Here is a 21,899-nt window from a genome sequence, read left to right on the forward strand (position 1 = left end):
CGAGATCAGCGCCGCCTGCCGCGAGCAGGACATCGGCGCCTCGCAGGTCAACGAAGCCCTCCAGCAACTGGACAAGGTCACCCAGACCAACTCCAGCGCCTCGGAACAGATGGCCTCGACGTCCGAGGAACTCGCGGCCCAGGCCGAGGAACTGCAGGTCTCGATCGCTTTCTTCCGCACCGAGACGGCCGGCGCCCGCGCCCGCGGTCCCGCGCCGGTGGCCCTGTCCGCCGCCCGCCCGCGCCCCGCCGCGCGCAAGGCCGGAAGGACGGTGAAGGCCCAGCAGGCGGCGGCCAAGGGCTTCGCCCTCGACCTCGCGCAGGGCGGCCCCGACGACCAGGACGAAGCCTTCCGGGAGTATGCCTGACATGTCCGCCCTCGAAGGCCAGTACGTCACCCTGGGCCTGGGCGCCGAGGTCTTCGCCGTGCCGGTGCGCTACGTGCGGGAGATCCTCGACTACCGCGCGCCGTTCGCGATTCCGGAGGGGCCCGCCTACCTGCTCGGCCTCACCGACGTGCGCGGCCGGGCGACGGCGACCATCGACCTGCGCGTGAAGCTGGGCCTGCCGCCGGTCCCGCCGGGGCCCGCGACACGCGTCCTGGTGCTGGACATTCCGCTGGAGGACCGGCTCCTCTCGCTGGGGCTGGTGGCCGACAGGGTGATCGAGGTGATCTCCATCGCCGCCGACCAAGTCGAGCCCGCGCCCGACATCGGCGTGCCGTGGCGCTCGGAATACATCGCCGGGGTCGTGCGCCACGAAGGCGGCTTCGTCGTCCTGTTCGAACTCGCCCGCCTGCTCACCAGCCAGGAAGCCGCCGCCCTGCCGGCCGCCGCCTGATCCTCGTCTCTGCCGGACCCTCCAGAATGGAAGACCGTCTTGTCGGCTGAACTCGCCTACGTCCCGGACGCCCACGACAGCCTCAGCCCGGCGAACTTCCGCCGCCTCGCCGAGTTCATCCATGGCTACAGCGGCATCAAGATGCCGCCGGCCAAGAAGACGATGCTGGAGGGCCGCCTGCGCCGCCGTCTGCGCGCCCTGCATATGGGCAGCTTCGACGACTACTGCGACTTCCTGTTCAAGGGCGATGGAATCGAGAGCGAGGCCATCCACCTGATCGACGCCGTCACGACCAACAAGACCGACTTCTTCCGCGAGCCGGCGCACTTCGACTACCTGATGAACAAGGCCCTGCCGGGCTTCGTTCGCGAGGGGCGCAAGCAGATCGGCGTCTGGAGTGCGGCGTGCTCGATCGGGGCCGAGCCCTACACCATCGCCATGCTGCTCGACGACTTCTGCGCCGACCATCGCGGACTCGACTACTCCATCCTCGCCACCGACCTCTGCACCCAGGTCCTGGGCGAGGCGTTGCTGGGCATCTACCCGGCGCCCCTGATCGATCCCGTGCCGATCCCGCTGCGCCAGCGCCACGTCCTCGTGGCGCGCGACCGCGCCAGCAATCTGGTCCGCATGGCGCCGCACCTGCGCTCCAAGCTGTCGTTCGCGCGGCAGAATCTGATGGACGCGAAGTACGCGGCGCCCAAGGACCTCGACATGATCTTCTGTCGGAATCTATTGATCTATTTCGATAAGCCGACGCAGGCGGCGGTGCTGCAGCGCCTCTGCGCCCACCTGCGGCCCGGCGGCTACCTGTTCCTCGGGCATTCGGAAACCATCGTGGGCGTCGACCTCCCGGTCCGCACGGTGTCCGGCACCGTCTTCCAGAAGGTCTGAGCATGCCGCGAAAGGTCCGCGTCCTGGTCATCGACGACTCCGCGTCCGTCCGCCAGACGCTGACGTCGGTGCTGCAGGAGGACCCGGCGATCGAGGTCATCGGCGCGGCTTCAGACCCGTTTTCCGCCGCGCGCTACATCGCCAAGGAAGTCCCCGACGTCATCACGCTCGATGTCGAAATGCCGCGGATGGACGGCATCACCTTCCTGCGCAAGCTGATGGCCCAGCATCCGATCCCCGTGGTCATGTGCTCGTCGCTGACCGAGGAAGGGTCCGAGACGCTGATGCAGGCCCTGGAGGCCGGCGCGGTCGACGTGATCCTGAAGCCCAAGATCGGCGTCGCCGACCACCTCAACGAGAGCCGCGAGCGCATCTGCGAGGCGGTCAAAGGCGCGGCCCAGGCCCGGCTCGGCAACCGCCCGCGGCCCCAGCCCTTCGCCCGCACGGTCGAGAAGAAGCTGACCGCCGACGCCATGCTGCCGCCGCCGCGTCCCTCGACGGGGGCGATGGCCCGCACGACCGAGACGGTGATCTGCATCGGCGCGTCCACCGGGGGCACCGAGTCGCTGCGCGAGGTGCTGCAGGCGTTGCCCAGCAACGCGCCGGGCATCGTGATCGTCCAACACATGCCCGAGAAGTTCACCGCCGCCTTCGCGCGCCGGCTGAACGACATCTGCGAAGTCGAGGTCAAGGAGGCCGCCGACGGCGACGCGGTCCTGCGCGGCCGCGCGCTGATCGCGCCCGGCAACCACCACGCCCTTCTGGAGCGTTCGGGCGCCCGCTACCACGTGTCGGTCAAGAGCGGCCCGCTGGTCTCGCGGCACCGGCCCTCGGTGGACGTCCTGTTCCGCTCGGCCGCGCGCTCGGCGGGTTCCAACGCCGTGGGCGTCATCATGACCGGCATGGGCGACGACGGCGCCCGCGGCCTCGATGAGATGAAGCAGGCCGGCGCCTTCACCATAGCCCAGGACGAGGCGACGTCGATCGTCTTCGGCATGCCCAAGGAAGCGATCGCTCGCGGCGCCGCCATGAAGGTCCTGCCGCTCGGCCGCATCGCCGGCGAGATCCTGCGCCTGGGCGCGATGGCGAGCTGAGGAAGCGGGCTGTCCGCCACGCGAAGACCTGCGAACTCAAAGGGGCCGACAAGCGGCTATCCGGTATGCCGGCGAAGGGTGGAAGGTGGACTTCCATTCCCTTTTTGCTCGTCATCCCCGGGCTTGTCCCGGGGATCCATCCCTCGGCGGCACGGCGGTGGGAGCGGACCGGGCAGACCCGGTCCGCCGCGGGGACCAAAGGCGGCTGAACCATGGATCCCCGGGTCAAGCCCGGGGATGACGAGTTGTAGGGGGCGAGCGGCAGCGTCCGCGAAGGGTCGGAACCGGAAATCGGACGTCTGTAGCCGGCGCCGCCGCCGCGCGCCGTCAGGCCTGCGCCGGCATGTACTGCGCGTGGATCTGGCGCTCGCGAGCCATCGTATAGAGCTTGCCGATCTCGCCCATCACCTCGGCGAGCGCCGCCGCGGACGCGTCCTGCAGATCTTCCGGCGCCGTCGTCGCCGCGGAGCGCAGGGCGTCGGCCGCGACGCTCAGCACGCCGGTCACCTCGGTATGGAAGTTGAGCCGGCTGGTGGCCTGCTGCAGCACCTGAACCGCCGCCTCGCCCTGGGCGGCCATCTCGGCCAGCCCGGCGCCGACCTCGCTCTCGGCCTCGCGGATCGGCGCCGCCGCCGTCTCCAAGAGGGCGCCCACCGCCGCCGATCCGCCGGTCTCGCCGGTGCTCGCGTCGGTCCCGGTTCCCAGGTCGGTCAGGATCGTCTCCGCACGGCCCGCCGTTTCGCCCAGGGCGTCGGCGTACTGCCGCAGTTCCACCGCCACGACGCTGAGCGGCCGGCCGGCGTCGCCCAGCCGCACGCACTTCAGGTGGGCGTTCAGCGCCATCGAGTGGATCGAGGTCTTGATGCTGCGGATCGAATTGATCCGCTGGCCCAGGCCCGCGGCCGTGGTCTCGGCCGAGCGTCCGACCTCCAGGGCCGAGGCCTCGGCCGCTTCCATCTCGCGCACCAGGGCCATGGCCTGGTCCAGGCTGGCGTCCAGCCGGGCCAGGTCGCCGGTCTTGTCGCGGCCGCCCGAGCCCCGCGCCGCCTCGCGAAGTTGCAGCAGCTTGCGCGCATCGCTGGCCACACCGCCCAGGCTCTGCGCCAGCTTCTCGATCTCGCGGTCGAAGCTCTCCACCGTGTCGTCGAGCTGCGCGGCCAGCATGGCGCGCACGATGTCGTCGGCGGCCGGGTCGGCCAGGCCCTGGCCACGCCGGCGCTCCAGGATCTCCAGCCCGGTCTCGACGTGCTCGACGCGCTGGCGGGCCGTGTCCCCGATCTGCAGGCTGCACAGCGCCATGGCCACCTTGCCCTGCAGGCTGCGCGCCACCGCGCCCACCTCGCCGGCGACCTCGGCCACCCGCTTGTGGTGCTCGGCCAGGGTCACGGCGTCGGCCGCGAGCTGGTTCGGCACCGCCGGCAGCACCTCGGAGCAGCGCACCTCCAGGTCCTGCTCATGGCCGATGGCGTCGCTGACCAGGGCGCCCAGGGCGTCCAGCTCCCGGCCGAACTCGTCCAGTTGCCGCCGGCCCTCGTTGATCGCGCCGTAGATGTCCTCGACGAAGTCCTCGAACTCGACGAAGGCGCCGGGCACCGTGCCGGCCGTCACCTTGATGTTGACCGCGAAGACCCGCAGGTAGCGCAGCGCCTGCAGCATGTCGGCGATGTGCACGCCCAGCCGGCGGCTGGTGGACGCCAGCGCATGGCAGCGCTCGCGATGGCCGGTGCGCGAGCCCGCCAGGCCGCTCAGCTCAGCGGCGGCGGCCGACAGCTTCTCGGTGGCGCCGTCGACGGTCTCGGCGGTGAAGACATTCGCCAACTGGTCCAGCGACGTGACGAGGCCGCCCACCACCTCCACCGACTTCTCCAGCGTGACGCCCAGGTCGAGGAACTTGCCCTCGATCACGCTGCGTGCGCCGGCCAGGCGCATGGCCAAGCCGGTGGCGGCGATGGGAGGAGAGGAGGCGGCGCTCTCGCGCTCTGCGAACTGGACGGCTGTGGACACGGGGACCGCTTTTCCGATGGTCCCGAAGCCTAGGGTTGTAGGTCGGAATGTTCGGTGAAGGGGTGTGGTTTACAAGGCCTGAACTCAGTGTTCGCCGCCCCGAATTGAGGGGAACTTCACCCGATTTCCTCGGCGCCCCTACTCAATTTGAGCATTCGGCGTTCGAGATTCAGATCTGCGGTGCGGCGAGCGGTCGCGGGGCAAGTTCAGGCGCGCGCAGCCGCCGCTACTCCAGGATCGCCACGGCCCGGATCCAGCCGGCCGAAGCGCCGGCGATCTTCACCGGGAAGCAGGAGAGGGTGAAGCCGGTCGGCGGCAGGCTCTCCAGGTTCGTCAGTTTCTCGATCTGGTAGTACTCGCGGATGCGGCCGGCCTTGTGGCCCTCCCAGATGATCTTCGGGTCGTGCGTCGCGGCCCACTTGCGCGCCGTGTGGGAAAAGGGCGCGTCCCAAGACCAGGCGTCGGTGCCCACCACCTTCACCCCGCGTTCGGTCAAATACAGCGTGGCCTCCTCGCCCATGCCGCAGCCCCGGTGGATGTAGTCGGGATCGCCATAGGCCGCGCCGGCGGCGGTGTTCACCAGCACGATGTCGAGCGGCTTCAGCGTGTGGCCGATGCGTTCGAGCTCGGCCTCGACGTCCGCCGCCGTGGCCACGTAGCCGTCCTCGAACCGGCGGAAGTCCAGCTTCACCCCCGGCTGCAGGAAGTACTCCAGCGGGCCCTCGTCGATGGTCGGCGCGGGCCGTCCCCCATCGGCCTGGTCGGTGGTCGAATGGAAATGCCAGGGCGCGTCCATGTGCGTGCCGTTGTGGGTGGAGAGCTTCACCTGCTCCACGGCCCAGCCCTCGCCGTCCGGCAGGTCCTCGGCCTTCAGCCCGGGGAAGAAGGAGGCGATCTGACCCACCGTCTCCTTGTGCCGCGAGTAGGTCACCTGCGGACGCATCACATCCGGGTCCGAGACGATGTCGTTGGTGATCGGGATCGACAGGTCGACCAGCCGGCGCGCCATGGGCTTCCTCCTCGCCTCTTGTGGGCTGGAAGCTTAGGCGCGTCGCCGAAGAGGGGAAGCCCCGACCGCGTTGTGCGGCGCAGCAGTTTTTTCAGCGCGCGGCCGCCGACCCGGAACTTGCGATGCGCCCCGCCGGTTAACCAACCGTCGGGTGGACTACGGAGGCTGGGCTGGCCATGACCGTCATCGCGCCGATCTTGCAGGCGCCCCCAGAGGCGCGTCCGGAAGCCGGGCCGGCGTACGTCGCCACCAGTCGTCGCAAGCGCGCCTTCGACATCGTGGTCGCGGGCCTCGCGTTGCTGGCCTTCCTTCCGCTCCTGCTGGTCATCGGCATGGCCATCTGGATGGAAAGCGACGGGCCGATCCTCTTCCGCCAGCAGCGCACGGGCCTGCACGGTCGGCCCTTCCGCATCTTCAAGTTCCGCACCATGCGGGTGACCGAGGACGGAGATGAGATCCGCCAGGCGGTGCGCGGCGACTCGCGGGTGACCCCGCTGGGCGGGCTGCTGCGCAAGCTCAGCCTCGACGAGCTTCCCCAGTTGCTGAACGTGCTGCGGGGCGAGATGTCCATCGTCGGGCCGCGGCCGCACGCCATCGCCCACGACATCGTCTGGGCCCAGCGCGCACCTGGCTATCTCGACCGGTTCCGTGCTCGGCCCGGCCTGACGGGCGAAGCCCAGGTGAACGGCTATCGCGGCGAGGTGGCCAACGACGAGGGCCTGTTCGCCCGCATCGACGCCGACAACGCCTATATCGACAACTGGACCTTCACCGGCGATGTGCGGCTGGTCGCCCGGACGGTTCCGCTGCTCTTCGGCGACGCCCGCGCGTTCTGAAGTCCGCCGCTCTCTAGAACACGGCCATCGCCGCCGAGACCGCCAGGGCCAGCAGCACCAGCGAGGCCAGCATGAACACGGCCCAGCGCAGCATGATGACGTTGGTGGTCGCCTGCACCAGGCTGTGGACCACGCGCAGGCCGAAGTAGCCCCACGCCAGCGTCGCGTTCAGTCCCTCGCCCTGTCCGGCCACCGCCAGCGTCAGGGCCACGGCGTAGAACAGCGTCGGCTGCTCCATCAGGTGGTTGTAGTTGTCGGCCTTCCAGCGCACCTGCGGGGGGAGGCGGGCCGCCAGGTCCGCGCTGGTGAGGGTGGGGTCGAGCGCCACCTTGGCCGTCTGCATCGCCGGGATGCGGGTGGCGTACAGCCAGGCCCACATCACCATCGACCACAACACCAGCGCCACGACGGGCTGCAGGATCGGGCTGCTCATCTCGAATCTCCCCCACGGTTCTCGTTGGCCGACATGGAGACCGCCGAGGGGCCGTCCGTAAAGGCCGATCGCCCCGCGATTCCTGCCATGGGTCCGCCTGCGGCCAAGTGGGCGTTGACCTGCGGGGCGACCTCCCCCTTAAGACGCGCGTGTCTCCGCCGCCCGCGCTCCCGCCCGCCAACCAGGTCCTCCTGGGCATCGCCTTCCGGGTGGCGGCCATGGCCTGCATGGCGTGTCTGTCGGCGATCGTGAAATGGACCGGATCGCGCGGGATCCCGGTCTTCGAGATCATCCTCTTCCGCAACCTGTTCGCCTTCGTGCCGCTGGGCCTCTACATCGCGCGGACCACCGGCTGGGAGGTGCTGAAGACGAAGCGCCCGCTGGGCCACCTGGCCCGCGCCACCGTCGGCCTGACCGGCATGGTCTGCGGCTTCTCGGCCGTCCAGCACCTACCCCTGACCGAGGCCACGGCGCTGCAGTTCACCTCGCCGCTGTTCATGACGGCGCTGTCGGCCATGCTGCTGTCGGAGAAGGTGGGGCGTCACCGCTGGGCCGCCGTGGTCGTGGGCTTCCTCGGCGTGCTGATCATGGCCCGCCCTCTGCCCGGGCACATGAACGTGCCAGGCGTCACGCTCGGGATTCTCAGCGCCCTGGGCGCGGCGGGCGCCATGGTCGCCATCCGCCAGATCGCCGACACCGAGCGGGGCCCCACCATCGTCTTCTACTTCACCCTCGGGGGCGTCGCGATCGGGGTCGTCGGCTCGCTGTTCCACTGGGTGACGCCCGATCCGCTGACGCTCGGCATGCTGATCGTCGCGGGCCTGATCGGCGGCGTGGGCCAGCTCTTCCTCACCGAGGCGCTGCGCCAGGCGCCGGTGGGCGTCATCGCGCCGTTCGACTACACCCAGCTCGTCTGGGCCGCGCTGCTGGGCCTGCTGATCTGGGGCGAGCTTCCGCACCCGTTGACGCTGATCGGCGCGGTGATCGTGGCGGCCAGCGGCGTCTACATCCTGCACCGCGAGTTGATCCGCTTCCGCCAGGCGGCGTGAATTGACATAGCGGCGTTACAGGCGGACGCTTGGGCAAGCTGTCCAGGTTCCGGAGCGACCCTGATGCGCAAGACCTCCCATCTCCTCGCCCTCGCCGCCGGCGTCGGCCTCCTCGCCTTTGCCGACGCCCCCCAGGCCGCCGTCACCGTGCTCGGCGGCGGCATGGCCCGCCAGTGCTCCGAGGCGGCCCTCGGCGGCGAGTCCGACGCCAAGTTCGAGGACATCTGCACCCAGGCCCTGGAGACCGAGGTCATGGGCATGCGCGACAGGGCCGGGACGTTCGTGAACCGCGGCGTGCTCAAGCTGCGGCGCAAGCAGTTCGCCTCGGCCCAGGGAGATTTCAACGCGGCCATCGAGACCAAGCCCGACCTGGGCGAGGCCTATGTGAACCGGGGCGCCGCCGCCGTCGGCGCACGCCGCTACGCCGAGGGGCTCGCCGACATCAACAAGGCCCTCCAACTTGGCGTCGAGGAGCCGGAGAAGGCCTACTACAACCGCGCGCTCGCCTTCGAGGGGTTGGACGACATGAAGTCGGCCTACTTCGACTACCAGCGGGCCATCGAGCTGAAGCCGGATTGGGATCAGCCCCGCAAGGAATTGAGCCGCTTCACCGTGGAACGCCGCTAGGCTTGCGGCCGTTGGGGCCCATATGGTGTCGCATGCTTAAGTTCCTCGCCCTGGGAGGGCTCCTCGCAGCCCTGGCCGCGCCGGCGTCGGCCCAGCCGGCCGTCCAGCAACAGCAGCTCGACGACCTGCGCATGCAGCAGCAGGCGGCCGAGCGCCGCGCCGTCGACCAGGCCAACCAGCTCCAGGCGCTGGACGCGCGGCTGCGCGCCGACCAGGCGGTGGCCGACCTGTCCGTCCAGCGGTCGGGCGTCCGCATCCCGGCGCTGCCCTATGGCGATCCGACGCTGGCTCCGAAGGCCTCCGCGTCCGCGCCGGCCTATCCCTCAGTCCCCGACGCTGCGCTGGCCGACTCCAACAAGCGCGTCCAGGACGCCGCCCGGAGCCGCCGCTAGATGCGCTGGCAGGGCGGTGAAGGCGGCGGCAACATCGAGGATCGCCGCGGGATGGGCCCGGTCGGCGTCGGCGGGCTGGGCGTCGGCGGGGTGGTCCTCGCGCTGGTGGGCTATTTCGTCTTCGGCATCGATCCGTCGACCACCCTGGGTGTCGTGAACGGCGCGGCGCCCCAGGCGCAGCAGCAGGAGGGCGTGCGCGGAACGCCCGCCGACCAGGCCGGCCGCTTCGTCGACGTGATCTCGCACAACGTCGACCAGGTCTGGGAAGGCCAGATGCGCGGCTACCGGCCGCCCGACGCCATCGTGCTCTACGACCAGTCCACCGGCACCGGCTGCGGCCTGGGCCAGTCGGCGATGGGACCGTTCTATTGTCCGGCCGACCGCAAGGTCTATCTGGACCTGTCGTTCTGGCAGGAGCTGGAGACCAAGTTCGGCGCCGGCGGCGAGGCGGCCCGCGCCTATGTCGTGGCCCACGAGATTGGCCACCACGTCCAGAACCTCACCGGCGCCAGCGACCAGGCGCGGCGGATGGGCGCGCAGGGCGCCGAGAGCGGCTCGGTGCGGCTCGAACTGCAGGCCGACTGCTACGCCGGCGTCTGGGCGGCGCACGCGTCCGAGGTCTCGAACGGCCAGGTCTCCCTCGACCCGCGCGACATCGAGGACGGTCTGCGCGCCGCCGCCGCGGTCGGCGACGACACCCTCCAGAAGCGCAGCCAGGGCCGCGTCATGCCCGACGCCTTCACCCACGGCACGTCGGAACAGCGCATGCGCTGGTTCCGCAAGGGTTCGGAAAGCGGCGACCCCGCCGCCTGCGATACCTTCGGCGCGGGTCGACTTTAAGTTCCAGTTGCTCCCCCTCCGGGGGAGCTGTCGGCGAAGCCGACTGAGGGGGTCATCCACCGCGTTCTGGGCAGACCCCCTCCGGCGCTTCGCGCCACCTCCCCCAGCGGGGGAGGAATTGGGGGAGCTGTCGGCGAAGCCGACTGAGGGGTCAACACCGCGTTCTGAGCAGACCCCCTCCGGCGCTTCGCGCCACCTCCCGCAGCGGGGGAGGAATTCCAGTCTACCCCACGCCGTGCGGCAGAGGCTCCCAGCCCAGGCACACCGCCACGCACTTGCGCGCCAACAGGTCGCCCGGATCGATCAGGCCCAGCTTCACGTCGTCCTCGCCCAGCACCAGCGGCACCTCGGTGCAGCCGGCGATCAGGACCTCGGCGCCCATGCGGCGCAGCTCCTCGGCATGGCCCTGCATCTCGCGCTTCACGTCGTCGCCCAGGTCGCCGGCCTTGATGCGATAGAGCGTGACCATGAACGCCTCCTGCCGCTCGGGCGGCAGGCTGACCAGGCTCATCGCCCGTGCGGCCAGGTACTCCCGATAGAGCTTCAGCGCGCCCTTGGTGCCCAGCACGCCGACCCTCATGGCGCCGGCCTCGCTCGCGGCCTGCGCCGCCAGGCCGATCATGTCGATCAGCGGCAGCCCGGACGCCCGCTGGATCAGGTCGGCATGGGCGTGGGCGGTGTTGCACGGCATGGCCAGCACCTGCGCGCCCGCGCCGGCCAGCGCGCCCGCCATCTCGGCCAGCACGGCGCCTGCGCCGGATCCCGGCACGTTACGGTCCGGGGCCCGCGGGTTGATGTCGGCGATGACCCGGATGTGGTCCTGGTCCTTCTCGGCGGGGGTATAGTCCTGCAGCCGCGCCAGGAACTCGACCGTGGCGGCCGGACCCATGCCCCCGAGGACGCCCAGGATCAGCGGCTCGGCGCTCACCGCAGCTTGCCTTCCAGTTCGCCCTGGTAGCCGAACAGGCCCTGGGCGCCCCCCGTATGCAGGAACACCACGGTCTCGCCGTCGAACGCGCCCTTGGCCGAGAGCGCCAGCAGCCCCTTCATCGCCTTGCCCGTGTAGACCGGGTCCAGCAGGATCGCGTCCGACCGGGCGATGGTCTTCAGGGCGTCGATCACGCCGTCGTCGATCAGGCCGTAGCCCGCGCCGACATAGTCGCAGTCGGCCACCACCATGTCGCGCGTGACCCGGTCCTCGTGCCCCAGCAGCGCCGCCGTCTGGCGGGCCAGATTGTAGACGTTGGTTTCCTGCACGTCCTTGGGCGCGCGCACGCCGATGCCCAGCACCGGAATGTCGGCCCCCATGACGGCCAGGCCCGCCACGAGCCCGGCATGGGTGCCGGCGCTGCCGGTCGCGGTGACGATGCGGTCGATCTCCAGGCCGCTCTCGTTGGCCTGCATCACCAGCTCCAGGGCGCACTCCACATAGCCTAGCGCGCCGATGCTGTTCGACCCGCCGCCGGGGATCACGTACGGACGCCCGCCGGCGTCGGAGACCTCGGCGGCCACCTCGGCCAGCTTCTGGTTCATGTCGGTCCCGCCGGGCACGCTGCGGATCTTCGCGCCCAGCAGTTCGTCCAGCAGCACGTTGCCCGAGCGGGTGTAGTCCACGGCCTTCGAACCCGTGCGCTCCTCCAGGATGATCTCGCACTTCATGCCGAACTTGGCGGCGGCGGCCGCGGTCTGGCGCACGTGGTTCGACTGCACGGCCCCTTGGGTCACCAGGGTGTCCGCGTCGTTGGCCAGGGCGTCGCCCACAAGGTATTCGAGCTTGCGGGTCTTGTTGCCGCCGCCGGCCAGGCCGGTGCAGTCGTCCCGCTTGATCCACACCGCCGGCCCGCCGCCCCCCGGACGCACCAGGTGCTCCGTGAGGCCGGGCAGGGGCTCCAGCGGCGTGGGCAGGTGGGCGAAGCGGACGGGGTTGAAGCGGGCGAGGTTCATGGCCTCGCCATAGACCCCGCCACGCCGTCAGGGAACCGCTTCGGCGTCCCCGACGGCGAAAACCTGCGAAATCGGAATCTAGGGCCGCAGTTTCCGGGGCAGGGCGGCGACCTCCTCCGGCGTCAGCTTGACGATCGACGCCACGTCGCAAAGCCCGCTCCGCGCCGTCAGCACGACGTCCCTGGGCGCACAGATCGTGTCGCCGCCGATCTGGCGGATGCCGATCGGGTCGGACGAGATCGCGCTGCGCAGGCATCCGTTGCGCATGGTCAGGCGATAGACGCCCGAGCTCCTGCCGCTGGCGTCCATCAGCAGGGTGTTCTGGTCCACCACCGAATGGTTGCCCAGGTCGCGGCCGAGGATGCATTGGCCCTTGGGCAGGGCGGCGCCCGCGGGGGGCGGTGGGCCCAGCGGGGAGGGCGCTGCTGCCGCCAGGGCCAGGGTTCCCGCGGCGGCGGTCGCGCCGGCCAGGGCCAGGGTCGTGAACTTCATTGCGGATCTCCCTGGCTCACGGCCTCAGCTTCTTCGGCAGGGCGGCCACCTCTTCGGGGCTCATCTTGACGATGGAGTCCACGATGCAGTGGCTGGAGAAGCCGTTCCGGCCGATCGCGATGTCCATGTCGATCGGCTTGCAGATGATCGGCGAGCCGGGCGGGCTGCGGGTGATGATCGGGTCCGAGGACATGGCCCCCGCCAGGCAGGCGCCGTTCATCGTCACGCGATAGGTCGCCTTGCCGTTCACGCTGAGCAGCAGCGTGTCCTTGTCGGCGATGGTGTGGTTGCGGATGTCGGCGCTGCGGAAGCATTGCCCGTTGGGCAGGCCGGTGCCGGCCGGCGGCTTCGGCGTCGTCAAGGGCGACGGCTTGGCGGCAAGCGCGCCCGTGGCGACGGCGGCGAAGCTGGCCGCCGCGAGGGCGATGATGGCGAATCTCATGGCGTTCTCCTTCGACGTCCCCCGAAGGATGATACGCCCACGCCTGTTCCTCGTCTTCGCTTTTGAGGCGCCTTCGTGTGCGAGAGCCTCGCATTTGCCGCTGGCGGGCCTGCGGTAACCGGCCTACCCTGGCGGCATCCTCGGGGGGCCGCGCGCAAGCGGCTGAGAGGTGGGTGAGCCCACGACCCGTCGAACCTGATCCGGGTCATGCCGGCGAAGGGAAGGGCCAATACCCCGGAACGACGCCCTTGATCCGTCCGAATTCTGAGGACGAACCGCGATGAACAAGCCCACCGGCAAGCTGAACGCCGCCACGATCCCCACCGGCGAACGCCCGGGGTCGAAGAAGGTCTACCAGCCCGGGGTGATCTGGCCCGACATCCGCGTGCCGTTCCGCGAGGTGGCCGTCCACCCGTCGGCGAACGAGCCGGCGCTGACGCTGTACGATCCGTCCGGCCCCTACACCGACCCCACCGTCGCCATCGACATCGAGAAGGGCCTGTCGAAGACCCGCGAGCCCTGGGTGGTCAGCCGCGGCGACGTCGAGATCGTGCAGAATCCCCGCGCCGTGAAGCCCGAGGACAACGGCTTCGCCAAGGGGGCTCATCTGGCGCCCGAGTTCACTGCCCTCCGCCGGGTCTATCGCGCCAAGCCGGGCGCCGTCGTCACCCAGTTGGAGTACGCCCGCCGCGGGATCATCACCCCCGAGATGGAATACGTCTCGATCCGCGAGAACCAGCGCCGCGAGGCCGGCGGGACGTTCATCCGCGACGGCGAGGACTTCGGCGCCGAGATCCCCGACATCTGCACGCCCGAGTTCGTGCGCGACGAGATCGCCCGCGGCCGCGCGATCATCCCGGCCAACATCAACCACACCGAGCTCGAGCCGATGATCATCGGCCGCAACTTCCTGGTGAAGATCAACGCCAACATCGGCAACTCGGCCGTCCTCAGCCACGTGTCGGACGAGGTCGACAAGATGGTCTGGTCGATCCGCTGCGGCGCCGACACGGTCATGGACCTGTCCACCGGCCGCAACATCCACAACATCCGCGACTGGATCGTCCGCAACAGCCCCGTGCCAATCGGCACCGTGCCGATCTACCAGGCGCTGGAGAAGGTGAACGGCGTCGCCGAGGACCTCACCTGGGACGTCTTCCGCGACACCCTGATCGAGCAGGCCGAGCAGGGCGTGGACTACTTCACCATCCACGCCGGGGTGCGCCTGGCCTATGTGCCGCTGACGGCCAACCGCGTCACCGGCATCGTCAGCCGCGGCGGCTCGATCATGGCCAAGTGGTGCCTGGCGCACCACAGGGAGAACTTCCTCTACGAGCACTTCGAAGACATCTGCGAGATCATGAAGGCGTACGACGTCTCGTTCTCGCTGGGCGACGGCCTGCGCCCCGGCTCGATCGCCGACGCCAACGACGCGGCCCAGTTCGGCGAACTGGAGACCCTGGGCGAGCTCACCCAGATCGCGTGGAAGCACAATGTCCAGGTGATGATCGAGGGCCCCGGCCACGTGCCGATGCACAAGATCAAGGCCAACATGGACAAGCAGCTCAAGACCTGCGGCGAGGCGCCATTCTACACGCTGGGTCCGCTCACCACCGACGTGGCCCCCGGCTACGACCACATCACCTCGGCCATCGGCGCGGCGATGATCGGTTGGTTCGGCACGGCGATGCTCTGCTACGTCACGCCCAAGGAGCACCTGGGCCTGCCGAACCGCGAGGACGTGAAGGTCGGCGTGATGACCTACAAGCTCGCCGCCCACGCTGCGGACCTCGCCAAGGGCCACCCCGGCGCGCGGATGTGGGACGACGCCATCAGCCGCGCCCGCTTCGAGTTCCGCTGGGAGGACCAGTTCAACCTGGGCATCGACCCCGAGACGGCGCGCGAATACCACGACGAGAGCCTGCCGAAGGAGGCGTTCAAGACCGCCCACTTCTGCTCGATGTGCGGCCCGAAGTTCTGCTCGATGAAGATCAGCCAGGACATCCGCGACGCGGCCCGGGGACAGAACGATCTGGGGCAGAACGACATCGACACCGGCATGGCCGAGATGTCGAAGAAGTTCCGCGAGGGCGGCAGCGAGATCCTGGTGCCGGTCGCGCCGGCGGAATGATCCGTCCCCTGCCGGCGAACATGGCGAAGATTTCACGAAACTTCGCGTGAACCGGCCGCTGGTTTTCAGCTAAGGGCGCCCCCCGAAACGAAAATCAGTGGGGATATCATGCGTTGGGTCGTTTGGATGGCCGCGTCGGCGGCGTTCGTGGTGTCGGCTTGCTCGAAGCCCGAAGCGAAGCCGGAGGCGGCCGCGGCCCCGGCCGGCCCGCGCGTGGTGGCGGCCAACGACATCGAGGCGGGTCGCTATCTGGTGCTGGTGGGCGGCTGCAACGACTGCCACACCGACGGTTTCCCGCAGTCGGGCGGCGCCGTCCCCGAGGCGCAGCGCCTGATGGGCCGCGCGGTCGGCTACCAGGGCCCCTGGGGCGTCTCCTACGCCAGCAACCTGCGCCTGCTGGCCGCCAACACGACCGAGGACGGCTGGGTCGAGATCATGAAGACCAAGAAGCTGCTGCCGCCCATGCCCAGCCATAACCTGGCGAAGATGAGCGACCCGGACCTGCGGGCGATCTATCGATACGTCCAGTCGCTGGGCGCGGCGGGCCAGCCCGAGCCGGAGAACCTGCCGCCGGGCGTGGCGCCCAAGACCCCGGTCGAGAACATGGTCCCGATCCCGCCGAAGGCGTGACCGGGGCGCCTGACGCGTCGTCCTGTCGGTCGCGACTCGGTCGCGACCGGCGGGGCGTCAGTCCTCGGCCTCGGCGGTCGCCGTCTTCACCGGCCAGACGCGCACGGCGACCGCGACGGTGACCGAGCCCAGGACGGCGGCGATCGCGCCGCTCCACTGGACCGGGTTCATGCCGATGGCGGCGTAGTGGCCCGTCATGGCGCCCGACAGGAACACGAGGCTGGCGGAGCTCCAGTCGGCCAGATCCTTTTTCGTGATGTCGAAGCTCATGGGGTACTCCAGGGCAATACGTATTGCGGGGCTGGCGCCAGGATCGCCGGGGCTGGATGCCAAAACCTTACCCGCAGGGCGATGCGACACTATTGCGCACGGGGTGGCTACTCCGCCCGCAGCGCCGGCGCCGGGCGTTTCGAGAGCGCCTGGAAAGACGCCAGCACGCCTCCCAACCCGGCCACCGCCGCCGCGCCAGCGAGCAGGGCGGCGACGCCGGCCCAATCGACGCTCCACCTCGCCTCGAACACCTTGACCACCACCGGCCAGGCGGCGGCGTAGCCCAGACCGACGCCGGCGGCGCCGGCGATCAGCCCGACCAGCCCGTACTCGATGACGTAGGCGCTCAGCACCTGCGCGCGGCTGGCGCCCAGCACCTTCAGCGTGGCCGCCTCGCGCGTCCGCTCCTGGGCCCGCGCCGCGATCGCGCCCGCCAGCACCAGCAGCGCGGCCATCAGCGCTACCGCCGCCGCGCCGCGCACGGCCAGGGCGACCCGGTCGAACATCTCGGTGGCCGCCTCCAGTTGCTCGCGCACCGAGATGACGTTCACCTCCGGAAAGTCGCGGCCCAGCGCGCGGACGATCCGCTGCTCCTCCGCGCGGCTGGCCTTGGCGATGGCCACGTGCCGCGGCGAGGCGCCCTCCAGGGCGTTCGGCGTCAGCACGATGGGAAAGCCTGCGCCGAAGCTGCCGAAGTCCACCCGCCGGATGGCGGCCACCTTGGCATCGATCTCCGCGCCCAGCACCGAGAGGCGGATCGTGTCGCCGATCTTGAGCTGCCCGCCCTCGGCCGGGTCGCGCGACACCGCCACCAACGGCGGCCCCGCGTAGTTGGCCGGCCACCACTTGCCCTCGAACACGCCGGAGTTCGGCGGCTCGGGGCCCAGGGCCGACAGGCTGACGTCGTTGTCGTAGACCCAGCGGGCGCCGGGCGGGACCTTCTTCGTGTCCACCGGCGCGCCGCGCACGGCCACGATCCGGCCCGTCAGGAACGGCGCGCGCAGATAGGTGTCCTGGTCCGGCCGGCGGCCCAGGGCGCGCGCGATCGCGGCGTCGAAGGCCGCGACCCGGTCCCCCGGAATTTCCGTGAACACCATGGCCGGCGCGGTCTGGGGCGCCACCACCGAAATCTGCCGCAGCAGGCTGGACTGGATCAGCACCACGGCCGCCAGCAGGGCCACGCCAAGGCCAATGGCGGGGGCGGCCGTCCGCGCGGCCGAGCGCGGTCCTGCCAGGTTCGCCAGCGCGATCCGCACCGATCCGTGGGCGCCGCCGCGCATCCGCCCGGCCAGCCTGGCCGCGCCCCAGCCGAACGCCCATAGCGCCGCGAACGCCCCCGCCACGCCGGCGATCATGATGCTGGCCGCCAGGGGTGTCGGCGCGGTGATGATGGCCAGCGCAGCGAGCCCGCCCGCGGCGAGGGCGGCGCCCACCAGCTCCGGGCCGAAGGTCAGGCGCCCCGACAGGTCGCTGCGGAACAGGCTGGCCGGCGGGGTGCTGCGCGCCCGCGCCAGCGGCGCCAGCGAGAACGCCGCCGCCGACAGCAGGCCGAACGCCGCCGCGCGCGCCAGCGGCCACGGATAGACCGCGAACAGCGCCGGAACCGGCAGGTCCCTGGCGAACACCGAGCCAAGCACCAGCGGCGTCACCGCCCCCACGACCAGCCCGATGGCGATGCCGGCCAGCGCCAGCAGGCCGATCTGGGCCAGGTAGACGTTGCGGATCAGGCCGCTTTCCGCGCCGAGCGCCTTCAGGGTGGCGATGGCCGGCTTGCGGCCGTCCACATAGGCGCTGACCGCGCCGAACACGCCCAGCCCGCCGGCCACCAGCGACGCCAGGCCGATGAAGCCCAGGAAGTACTCGAGCTGGTCGATCATCCGGCTGACGCCCGGCGCCGCGTCGTTGCGGTCGCGGATGCGGATCTGGCCCTTCACGGCCTTGCGCACGTCGGCCTTGGCCTGCGCCAGCGGCAGGTCGGGCCGCAGCGACACGCGCACCGTCTCCCCGAAGGGCAGCCCGGGCGAGAGGAACCCGCCCTGCTCCAACGCCCCCGTGCGCGTCAGCACGCGCGGGCCCAGGGCGAAGCCGCGCGAGAGCCGGTCCGGCTCCTCCTCCAGCACGGCGCCCACGCGCATCGGCACGTTGCCGGCCAGGAACCGGTCGCCGATCTTCAGCTTGAGCCGGTCCAGCAGCGCCTGTTCCACCGCCGCGCCCCAGACGCCGCCCCGGCTGGCGAGCGCCTCGCTCAGCGAGGCGGCGCCCTTCAGCGTCACCTTGCCCGCCAGCGGATAGGCGCCGTCCACGCCGCGCAGCTCGATCAGGCGCCGCTCGCCGCCGGGCGCCTCGGCCATGGCCTGCGAGGCGGTCGCATAGGTCGTCTGCCCCAGCCGGTTCAGCCACGCCCGCTCAGCCGGCGTGAACCGCCGCTGCCCGGCCGAGACCGCCATGTCGCCGCCCAGGATCTCGCGGGCCTGGGTCGCCAGGCCCTGGCGGAACGCCTCGGCCGTCGAACTGGCCGCCGCGATCGCCGCGACGCCCAGCGCCAGGCACGCCAGGAAGATGCGGAAGCCCTTCACCCCGCTTCGAAGTTCGCGCGCCGCGAACCGCAGCCACAGCGGCATCAGGCGGCCCCGCTGGCGGTCTCGACCGGCCGGCCGTCGCGCAGGGTCACGACCCGCTGCGCGCGCTTCGCCAGCTCGGGATCGTGCGTCACCATCAACAGCGCCGCGCCGGCGTCCTCGACCAGCTGGAAAAGCAGGTCGGCCACATGGTGCGCGTTGTTGGAATCCAGGTTGCCGGTCGGCTCGTCCGCGAACAGCAGGGCCGGGCGGGGGGCCAGCGCGCGGGCCAGGGCCACGCGCTGCTGCTCGCCGCCGGAAAGCTGGTGCGGATAGTGCCGCGCCCGCGCCGAGAGGCCCACGCGCTCCAGCCACGCCCGCGCCTCGGCCATGGCGTTCGGCTTGCGCGCGATCTCCAGCGGCGCCGCCACGTTCTCCTCGGCCGTCATGTTCGGCAGCAGGTGGAACGACTGGAAGACCAGGCTCACCCGCCCGCGCCGCAGCCGCGCCCGTCCGTCCTCGTCCAGCCGGCCCAGGTCCTGGCCGAACAGCCGCACCGTGCCGGCGCTGGGCCGCTCCAGTCCCGCGGCGACGGCGATCACTGACGACTTGCCCGAGCCCGACGGCCCGATCAGCGCCACACGTTCGCCGCCGGCCAGTGTCAGGGACAGGCTGCGCAGGATCTCGACGGGTCCTGCGGCGGACGGCAACGTCAGGCCCACGTCTTCCAGGACCAGCGGCGGCGTATCGTTCAAGCAGATCCCCAACGGTTGAGCCTTCGGCGCTCTCCCTTACATAGGACGTTCATGGCCGCGCCAAGACCTACCCGCCGAGCTCTCTTCGCCATCCCGCTGATCGCCGCCGCCGGCCCGGCGCTCGCGGCGCCTCCCCGCATCGTCACCGTGCTCGGGGATTCCATCACCGCCGGCTACGGCCTGCCCGCCGCCCAGGCACTGCCGGCGCAGCTCCACCTCGCCTTGACCCGCCTCGGCGTGCCCAACGTCGTCCGGGCGGCCGGCGTCAGCGGCGACACCACCGCCGGCGGTCTTGCGCGGGTCGATTTCAGCGTGCGGAAGGACACCGACGTCGCCGTCGTCGCTCTGGGCGCCAACGACCTGCTGCAGGGCCTGGATCCCAAGCGCACCCGCGCCAACCTCGACGGCATCCTGAAGAAGCTCCAGGCCCGGCGGATCGGCGTGGTGCTGACCGGCGTCACGGCCCCGGTCGAGATCGGCGGCGGCTACGCCCGCGACTTCAACGCCATCTTCCCGGCCCTGGCCCGCGCCCACCGCGTGCCGCTGTACGCCAATCTGCTGGACGGCGTGGCGCGCAACCCGGCGCTGAACCAGAACGACGGCATCCACCCCAACGCCCGCGGCGCCGCCATCATCGCGGGGAAGCTGGCGCCCGTGGTGGCGAAGGCGTTGGCCGCCCGCGCGTAAGGCGTGTCACACTCCCGGAAAACCGGGAGGACCAGCATGCTCAGGTGGCGCATCGGCGACGTGACGGTCACGCGCATCGTCGAGATGGAGACCAGCGGCGGAACCCGCTTCCTGCTGCCCCAGGCCACCTACGAGGCGGTCCGTGAGATTCCCTGGCTCATGCCGCACTTCGCCGAGGAGAGCGGCAAGCTGAAGATGAGCATCCACGCGCTCGTCGTCGAAGCGCCCGGCCGCCGGATCATCGTCGACACCTGCATCGGCAACGACAAGCAGCGCGAGATGGGCCCGTGGTCCAACCTCCAGACCACCTTCCTCGCCGATCTGGAAGCCGCGGGCTTCGCGCGCGACACCATCGACACCGTGCTGTGCACCCACCTCCACGTCGACCACGTCGGCTGGAACACCATGCTCGTCGACGGCGCCTGGGTCCCGACCTTCCCGAAGGCCCGCTACCTGATCGGCCGCACCGAGTACGAGCACTGGCGCGCCGAGGAGGAGGGCGCCCTCGACGTCTCGACCTCCTACTTCCACGACAGCGTCAAGCCGGTGTGGGACGCGGGCCTCGTCGACCTCGTGGAGACCGACCACCAAGTCTGCCCGGAGGTTTCGCTGGAGCCCACCCTGGGCCACACGCCCGGCCACGTGTCGATCCGCATCCGCTCGCAGGGTGAAGACGCGCTGATAACGGGGGACTTCACCCACCACCCGTGCCAGCTCGCCCATCCCGAGTGGGCCGCCGAGGTGGACTTCGACAAGGCCGCCTCCACCGCCACCCGCCGGCGCATGTACGCCGCGCTCGAAGGCTCGAAGACCTTGGTGATCGGCACGCACTTCGCCGCGCCCTGCGCCGGTCACGTGGCCCGCGACGGCGACGCCTGGAAGCTGGAGGTCTAGCCGGGAATCGCCGCGCGTACCGTCCGGCTGAGGTCGCCGATGGCGACAGGCTTGCGCAGCACCACCGCGTCCTCGATGGCGTCCAGCGCCAGCGAGTCCGCGTAGCCGCTGCAGAAGACGATGGGCAGGTGGGGGTGGCGCGCCCGCATCCGCCGCGCCGCCTCGGCGCCGGTCATCCCGGGCATGGCGTAGTCCAGCACAACCGCGTCGGGCGGGCTGGCGTCCACCAGGGCCACGCCCGACGCGCCGTTGGCGGCGCTGCGCACGGTGAACCCCTCGCTATCCAGGCCGTCGCACAGCATCTGGCGGACCTGGTCGTCGTCATCGACGACCACCACGCTCAGGCTGCGCGCCGTCTTCCGTCGTGGCTCGGGCCTGGGCGCCGCCGCCTCCACGGGCGCTGCGGTCCGGGGCAGGGCGATCCGCACCGTCGTGCCGCGCCCGACCGCGCTCTCGATCTCGCAGCTCCCGCCGCACTGGCGCGCGAACGCGGCCACCTGCGCCAGGCCCAGGCCCGAGCCCTGGCGCGTCTTGGTGGAGAAGAAGGGTTCGGTCGCGCGCGCCACTACCTCCGGCGCCATGCCCACGCCCTGATCCCGCACCTCGATCACCACGCGGTCGGGCTCGGACCGGCTGCTCAGGGAAATCCGGCCGCCGCCCTCCAGGGCCTCGCGGGCGTTGGTGACCAGGTTCAGCACCGCCAGTTCGAGCTGGGTCGGGTCGCTCTGCGACCATGCGCCCGCCGCATCCAGCCGGGTGTCGAGCTCCACGTCCGCGTCCAGCGCGTGCCGCAGCAGGCCGTCGCTGTTCGCGAGCACCGCGTCCACTTCCAACGGGCGCAGGCTGAGCCGCTGGGTGCGCGAGAATGCAAGCAGGTGGGCCACCACCTTCGCGCCCCGCTGCGCTGCGTCCAGCGCCGTATCGACGAACCGGCGGCGCGGCTCTCCTTCGTCCATCGTCCGCTGCAGCAGTTCGAGGTAGCCCATGATGGGCGTCAGCAGGTTGTTGAAGTCGTGCGCCACGCCGCCGGTCAGCCGGCCGATCGCCTCGATCTTCTGCGCCTGCATCAGCGCCTGTTC

At 70.9% G+C, this 21,899-nt stretch carries 23 protein-coding genes, 1 pseudogene and 1 riboswitch; of the genes and pseudogenes, 13 read left to right on the forward strand and 11 right to left on the reverse strand.

Annotated elements, in window-relative coordinates:
• The 4 genes and pseudogenes from Q0L11_RS19180 to Q0L11_RS19195 all read left to right on the forward strand — a co-directional run.
• Positions 1-367, forward strand: a pseudogene (locus Q0L11_RS19180) (methyl-accepting chemotaxis protein); the annotation flags it as partial.
• A 1-nt stretch (position 368) separates the two neighbouring features.
• Positions 369-839 (forward strand): chemotaxis protein CheW, encoded by a 471-nt coding sequence (locus Q0L11_RS19185; protein ID WP_296599365.1) that lies wholly within the window; start codon positions 369-371, stop codon positions 837-839.
• Positions 840-878: 39 nt separating this feature from the next.
• Positions 879-1,733 carry a CheR family methyltransferase gene (locus Q0L11_RS19190; RefSeq protein ID WP_296599367.1) on the forward strand — a complete coding sequence of 285 codons (855 nt, stop codon included), beginning with the start codon at positions 879-881 and terminating at the stop codon, positions 1,731-1,733.
• Positions 1,734-1,735: 2 nt separating this feature from the next.
• Positions 1,736-2,827, forward strand: coding sequence for a chemotaxis response regulator protein-glutamate methylesterase (locus tag Q0L11_RS19195; protein WP_296599368.1), 1,092 nt, complete (start codon positions 1,736-1,738; stop codon positions 2,825-2,827).
• A 327-nt stretch (positions 2,828-3,154) separates the two neighbouring features.
• Here the strand turns inward: Q0L11_RS19195 and Q0L11_RS19200 are convergent, their stop codons facing one another.
• On the reverse strand, positions 3,155-4,831 hold the full coding sequence (locus tag Q0L11_RS19200; RefSeq protein ID WP_296599370.1) for a methyl-accepting chemotaxis protein: 1,677 nt from the start codon (positions 4,829-4,831) through the stop codon (positions 3,155-3,157).
• 226 nt (positions 4,832-5,057) lie between these two features.
• A complete protein-coding gene (locus tag Q0L11_RS19205; RefSeq protein ID WP_296599371.1) occupies positions 5,058-5,840 on the reverse strand; it encodes a cyclase family protein in 783 nt (260 codons plus the stop codon).
• Between the two features lie 176 nt (positions 5,841-6,016).
• Between Q0L11_RS19205 and Q0L11_RS19210 the strand changes: the two genes are divergently transcribed.
• The gene (locus tag Q0L11_RS19210) at positions 6,017-6,676 is read left to right on the forward strand and encodes a sugar transferase (RefSeq protein WP_296599372.1); all 660 of its coding nucleotides are present in this window, start codon (positions 6,017-6,019) and stop codon (positions 6,674-6,676) included.
• A 13-nt stretch (positions 6,677-6,689) separates the two neighbouring features.
• On the opposite strand, the gene Q0L11_RS19215 is transcribed toward Q0L11_RS19210, so the two are convergent.
• Complete coding sequence (locus Q0L11_RS19215) at positions 6,690-7,109, reverse strand: MAPEG family protein (RefSeq protein ID WP_296599373.1); 420 nt, start codon at positions 7,107-7,109, stop codon at positions 6,690-6,692.
• 149 nt (positions 7,110-7,258) lie between these two features.
• On the opposite strand from Q0L11_RS19215, the gene Q0L11_RS19220 reads away from it, so the two are divergent.
• The 4 genes from Q0L11_RS19220 to Q0L11_RS19235 all read left to right on the forward strand — a co-directional run bounded on the left by Q0L11_RS19220 (position 7,259) and on the right by Q0L11_RS19235 (position 10,017).
• A complete protein-coding gene (locus Q0L11_RS19220) occupies positions 7,259-8,158 on the forward strand; it encodes a DMT family transporter (RefSeq protein WP_296599374.1) in 900 nt (299 codons plus the stop codon).
• Between the two features lie 63 nt (positions 8,159-8,221).
• Positions 8,222-8,785: a hypothetical protein gene (locus Q0L11_RS19225; RefSeq protein ID WP_296599375.1), complete on the forward strand. Its 564-nt coding sequence runs from the start codon at positions 8,222-8,224 to the stop codon at positions 8,783-8,785.
• Between the two features lie 32 nt (positions 8,786-8,817).
• The gene (locus Q0L11_RS19230) at positions 8,818-9,177 is read left to right on the forward strand and encodes a hypothetical protein (RefSeq protein WP_296599377.1); all 360 of its coding nucleotides are present in this window, start codon (positions 8,818-8,820) and stop codon (positions 9,175-9,177) included.
• Positions 9,178-10,017 carry a neutral zinc metallopeptidase gene (locus Q0L11_RS19235; RefSeq protein WP_296599378.1) on the forward strand — a complete coding sequence of 280 codons (840 nt, stop codon included), beginning with the start codon at positions 9,178-9,180 and terminating at the stop codon, positions 10,015-10,017.
• Positions 10,018-10,240: 223 nt separating this feature from the next.
• On the opposite strand, the gene Q0L11_RS19240 is transcribed toward Q0L11_RS19235, so the two are convergent.
• The 4 genes from Q0L11_RS19240 to Q0L11_RS19255 all read right to left on the reverse strand — a co-directional run bounded on the left by Q0L11_RS19240 (position 10,241) and on the right by Q0L11_RS19255 (position 12,895).
• Positions 10,241-10,945, reverse strand: coding sequence for an amino acid racemase (locus Q0L11_RS19240; RefSeq protein WP_296599379.1), 705 nt, complete (start codon positions 10,943-10,945; stop codon positions 10,241-10,243).
• Positions 10,942-11,961 carry a D-cysteine desulfhydrase gene (locus tag Q0L11_RS19245; protein WP_296599380.1) on the reverse strand — a complete coding sequence of 340 codons (1,020 nt, stop codon included), beginning with the start codon at positions 11,959-11,961 and terminating at the stop codon, positions 10,942-10,944. Before Q0L11_RS19245 ends, Q0L11_RS19240 begins: the two co-directional genes overlap by 4 nt.
• 78 nt (positions 11,962-12,039) lie before the next feature.
• A complete protein-coding gene (locus Q0L11_RS19250) occupies positions 12,040-12,453 on the reverse strand; it encodes a DUF6491 family protein (RefSeq protein ID WP_296599381.1) in 414 nt (137 codons plus the stop codon).
• A 16-nt stretch (positions 12,454-12,469) separates the two neighbouring features.
• Positions 12,470-12,895 (reverse strand): DUF6491 family protein, encoded by a 426-nt coding sequence (locus tag Q0L11_RS19255; protein WP_296599382.1) that lies wholly within the window; start codon positions 12,893-12,895, stop codon positions 12,470-12,472.
• 131 nt (positions 12,896-13,026) lie between these two features.
• A riboswitch (TPP riboswitch) is annotated at positions 13,027-13,134 on the forward strand.
• Between the two features lie 41 nt (positions 13,135-13,175).
• Between Q0L11_RS19255 and thiC the strand changes: the two genes are divergently transcribed.
• Both thiC and Q0L11_RS19265 read left to right on the forward strand, forming a co-directional pair.
• Positions 13,176-15,026 carry a phosphomethylpyrimidine synthase ThiC gene (gene thiC / locus Q0L11_RS19260; protein WP_296599383.1) on the forward strand — a complete coding sequence of 617 codons (1,851 nt, stop codon included), beginning with the start codon at positions 13,176-13,178 and terminating at the stop codon, positions 15,024-15,026.
• 108 nt (positions 15,027-15,134) lie between these two features.
• Positions 15,135-15,656, forward strand: coding sequence for a cytochrome C (locus Q0L11_RS19265; RefSeq protein ID WP_296599385.1), 522 nt, complete (start codon positions 15,135-15,137; stop codon positions 15,654-15,656).
• 57 nt (positions 15,657-15,713) lie between these two features.
• On the opposite strand, the gene Q0L11_RS19270 is transcribed toward Q0L11_RS19265, so the two are convergent.
• The 3 genes from Q0L11_RS19270 to Q0L11_RS19280 all read right to left on the reverse strand — a co-directional run bounded on the left by Q0L11_RS19270 (position 15,714) and on the right by Q0L11_RS19280 (position 19,239).
• On the reverse strand, positions 15,714-15,926 hold the full coding sequence (locus Q0L11_RS19270) for a hypothetical protein (RefSeq protein WP_296599387.1): 213 nt from the start codon (positions 15,924-15,926) through the stop codon (positions 15,714-15,716).
• 107 nt (positions 15,927-16,033) lie between these two features.
• On the reverse strand, positions 16,034-18,547 hold the full coding sequence (locus tag Q0L11_RS19275) for an FtsX-like permease family protein (protein WP_296599389.1): 2,514 nt from the start codon (positions 18,545-18,547) through the stop codon (positions 16,034-16,036).
• Complete coding sequence (locus Q0L11_RS19280; protein ID WP_296599391.1) at positions 18,547-19,239, reverse strand: ABC transporter ATP-binding protein; 693 nt, start codon at positions 19,237-19,239, stop codon at positions 18,547-18,549. Before Q0L11_RS19280 ends, Q0L11_RS19275 begins: the two co-directional genes overlap by 1 nt.
• Positions 19,240-19,290: 51 nt before the next feature.
• Here Q0L11_RS19280 and Q0L11_RS19285 point away from each other — a divergent pair, with 51 nt between their 5' ends.
• The gene (locus tag Q0L11_RS19285; protein ID WP_296599393.1) at positions 19,291-19,926 is read left to right on the forward strand and encodes an arylesterase; all 636 of its coding nucleotides are present in this window, start codon (positions 19,291-19,293) and stop codon (positions 19,924-19,926) included.
• Positions 19,927-19,962: 36 nt separating this feature from the next.
• A complete protein-coding gene (locus Q0L11_RS19290) occupies positions 19,963-20,820 on the forward strand; it encodes an MBL fold metallo-hydrolase (protein WP_296599394.1) in 858 nt (285 codons plus the stop codon).
• On the opposite strand, the gene Q0L11_RS19295 is transcribed toward Q0L11_RS19290, so the two are convergent.
• On the reverse strand, positions 20,817-21,899 hold a 1,083-nt coding region (locus Q0L11_RS19295), incomplete at its 5' end, for an ATP-binding protein (RefSeq protein WP_296599396.1). The genes Q0L11_RS19290 and Q0L11_RS19295 overlap by 4 nt on opposite strands.

It is taken from the genome of Phenylobacterium sp. (assembly GCF_024508875.1).
In the GTDB taxonomy this organism is placed as follows: Bacteria; Pseudomonadota; Alphaproteobacteria; order Caulobacterales; family Caulobacteraceae; genus Phenylobacterium.

Coding starts and splice junctions, on each gene's coding strand:
- Q0L11_RS19210 (WP_296599372.1), top strand. CDS start 6,017: ATGACCGTCATCGCGCCGATCTTGCAGGCGCCCCCAGAGGCGCGTCCG.
- Q0L11_RS19285 (WP_296599393.1), top strand. CDS start 19,291: ATGGCCGCGCCAAGACCTACCCGCCGAGCTCTCTTCGCCATCCCGCTG.
- Q0L11_RS19185 (WP_296599365.1), top strand. CDS start 369: ATGTCCGCCCTCGAAGGCCAGTACGTCACCCTGGGCCTGGGCGCCGAG.
- Q0L11_RS19215 (WP_296599373.1), bottom strand. CDS start 7,109: ATGAGCAGCCCGATCCTGCAGCCCGTCGTGGCGCTGGTGTTGTGGTCG.
- Q0L11_RS19290 (WP_296599394.1), top strand. CDS start 19,963: ATGCTCAGGTGGCGCATCGGCGACGTGACGGTCACGCGCATCGTCGAG.
- Q0L11_RS19245 (WP_296599380.1), bottom strand. CDS start 11,961: ATGAACCTCGCCCGCTTCAACCCCGTCCGCTTCGCCCACCTGCCCACG.
- Q0L11_RS19235 (WP_296599378.1), top strand. CDS start 9,178: ATGCGCTGGCAGGGCGGTGAAGGCGGCGGCAACATCGAGGATCGCCGC.
- Q0L11_RS19205 (WP_296599371.1), bottom strand. CDS start 5,840: ATGGCGCGCCGGCTGGTCGACCTGTCGATCCCGATCACCAACGACATC.
- Q0L11_RS19250 (WP_296599381.1), bottom strand. CDS start 12,453: ATGAAGTTCACGACCCTGGCCCTGGCCGGCGCGACCGCCGCCGCGGGA.
- Q0L11_RS19230 (WP_296599377.1), top strand. CDS start 8,818: ATGCTTAAGTTCCTCGCCCTGGGAGGGCTCCTCGCAGCCCTGGCCGCG.
- Q0L11_RS19225 (WP_296599375.1), top strand. CDS start 8,222: ATGCGCAAGACCTCCCATCTCCTCGCCCTCGCCGCCGGCGTCGGCCTC.
- Q0L11_RS19275 (WP_296599389.1), bottom strand. CDS start 18,547: ATGCCGCTGTGGCTGCGGTTCGCGGCGCGCGAACTTCGAAGCGGGGTG.
- Q0L11_RS19270 (WP_296599387.1), bottom strand. CDS start 15,926: ATGAGCTTCGACATCACGAAAAAGGATCTGGCCGACTGGAGCTCCGCC.
- Q0L11_RS19255 (WP_296599382.1), bottom strand. CDS start 12,895: ATGAGATTCGCCATCATCGCCCTCGCGGCGGCCAGCTTCGCCGCCGTC.
- thiC (WP_296599383.1), top strand. CDS start 13,176: ATGAACAAGCCCACCGGCAAGCTGAACGCCGCCACGATCCCCACCGGC.
- Q0L11_RS19195 (WP_296599368.1), top strand. CDS start 1,736: ATGCCGCGAAAGGTCCGCGTCCTGGTCATCGACGACTCCGCGTCCGTC.
- Q0L11_RS19265 (WP_296599385.1), top strand. CDS start 15,135: ATGCGTTGGGTCGTTTGGATGGCCGCGTCGGCGGCGTTCGTGGTGTCG.